This window comes from Bradyrhizobium sp. 76 (genome assembly GCF_023073025.1).
GTDB lineage: Bacteria > Pseudomonadota > Alphaproteobacteria > Rhizobiales > Xanthobacteraceae > Bradyrhizobium.
Window position 1 is genome coordinate 1 of sequence record NZ_JADPIS010000058.1, and the last position, 2,065, is coordinate 2,065.

Consider the following 2,065-nt stretch of genomic DNA (forward strand, 5'->3'; position numbering starts at 1 on the left):
CGGATTGGCCGGGCAGAGCCTGCTGTGGGGCCTGTGGGAACAGCGCGGCGTCGGCATGACGGCGCATCTGGGCCGTGCCGAACTAATGCGGATGCGGCGCCAAGGCGTGCAGGCGCTTTCGCTGGAGCTCGGACTCGAACTTCTGGATGCAGCGCAGGCGCTGCCCGAGGCGATGCTGATCCCGATCCATCTGGATGTCGGCGCGATGCAGCGCCAGTTTGGAGTGGACGTGCCGGCGCTGTACCGTGGCCTGGTGCGCACTGGATTGCGGCGCGCCGCGGCGGGAAGCGGCGACACCAACAGTCTGCGGTCGCGGCTGGCTTCGCTTGCGAGCGATGCGGAGCGGCTACAGGCACTGGTGGAACTGGCGCAGGAGGAGATTGCGGTTGTGCTGGCGCTGCCCGGGGCCTCGTCGGTGCCCGCGGACCAATCGCTCAAGGACCTTGGGCTGGACTCGTTGATGGCGGTCGCACTCCGCAACAGACTGTCGGGACAAATTGGGGCCAAGCTGCCGACGACGTTGGCGTTCGACTATCCGACGGCGCGGGCGATTGCGCAGCTGCTACAGGAGAAGCTTGCTTCCAGCGAGCGCGCGTCGCAGCGGCAAGGTGTGGGAGGCAAAGGTAAGGCCCGATCGAAGCTCGAAGGGCTGGCATCACTCAGTGCATTGCTCGACAGCGCAGATCCCGAATTTCTGCGCCAACTCGACCTGGAACGGCGGCTTTCAGGGCTTGCGGAGATGAGCGCCCTGCTCGAGAAGGGAAATTCCTCTTGCATCGTCCCGATACGCCCCGGGTTTGGAGATCGGGTCCTGATTTACATCCCGGGTCTCGGCCACGGCTCCACCCGCGAGAACACGCCCCAGGCGATTAAGGACCTGGCTGGGGACTATCCCATCGCGGGTCTCAATCCATACCCGCTCGCAGAGCAGGGGCTTCTGAATGGAACGGTCGAAGACCTGGCTTTGAACTATGCGCCACACGTGGAGTCATGGATCGGTGACCGCTCCGTGTTCTTCGTTGGAGGCTCCTTCGGTGGCGTTGTCGCCATTGCACTGGCTTCTGAATTGGAACGTCGTGGCCATCACGTGACCGGAATTGCCTTGCTCGACACGCAATCACCGCCCGACCTCACCTCCGTGCCGACATCGATGATGCAGGTCGTCGACGGAATAGGGTGGCAACACCTGATGAGAACCTACGGCCTTGCCGAGGACGATTCCGAAAGGCTGGCCGAACTCACCGGTGCTCCGTCAACGCAAGCTCTGCGCGAGATGATATCCGACAACGTCAAGGGCCAGATCGGCTACGTCTTGCCGGAAGTGGCAGCACCAATCTACATGCTCCACGCCAAGGACCACGATCCTGGACTTAGGAGCCTCGAAGACCATTTGGTCCCGGATCTGGGCTGGAGCCGGTTCGGGCTTGAGATGACCTCCATCATCATGGTGGGAGGCACTCATAGTTCCATGTACGCCCACCCGGAAATGCCTGGGCACATCGATGCGCTGTTCGAAAATGGGATCATGACCACGGGAGGGGAGAAGTCGCGGATCTTGTCACCCTCTGTAACCCCTTGATCCCTCAGGCCCCGGCTACTGTGCATGGGGTTGTTTTCGCACTTTTGATTACCGCCACCCTCTTCACCGCGCCGCTGACGCGAAGATAACCACCGCCCTGCTCGATCGGTTGATTCTTCACTGTGACATCGTCGAGACCGGCAACGATACAATAGCTCGACCAGCAAGGCGCGGGACGGCTGGCGGGGCGTCGCAATGTCGTAGCCGTCTTCCTCATCCGTTTGGATGAGGAAGTGGACGGGGCGCGGGTGTAAAAGACCACTCGGAGTCCGAGCGTGGTCCAAAAATCATCGACTAAAGAGCTGCCGGAGCACGTCGTTCATCGGCTGGCTGTTGTCCTGCTGCGCGACCGGCGGTTCTTGGGTCGGCGGTTCTTGGGTCGGCGGTGCGGGCGAGGCCTGCGGCGCCGGAGTGGATGGCGTTGGGAGCAGGCTGCGGCTGCGGCTGGTTCCAGCGCCGCTGCTGTTTCCCGCGCCACTGGAAAGC

2 protein-coding genes are annotated in these 2,065 nt (G+C 62.7%); one reads left to right on the top strand and one right to left on the bottom strand.

Features of this window, described 5'->3' with window-relative positions; translation table 11 throughout:
* The coding region (locus IVB48_RS12300; RefSeq protein WP_247400141.1) for an alpha/beta fold hydrolase at positions 1–1,579 on the top strand (1,579 nt) is incomplete at its 5' end.
* A gap of 287 nt (positions 1,580–1,866) precedes the next feature.
* Here the strand turns inward: IVB48_RS12300 and IVB48_RS12310 are convergent.
* A partial coding sequence (locus IVB48_RS12310; protein ID WP_247400142.1) for a hypothetical protein occupies positions 1,867–2,065 on the bottom strand: 199 nt, incomplete at its 5' end.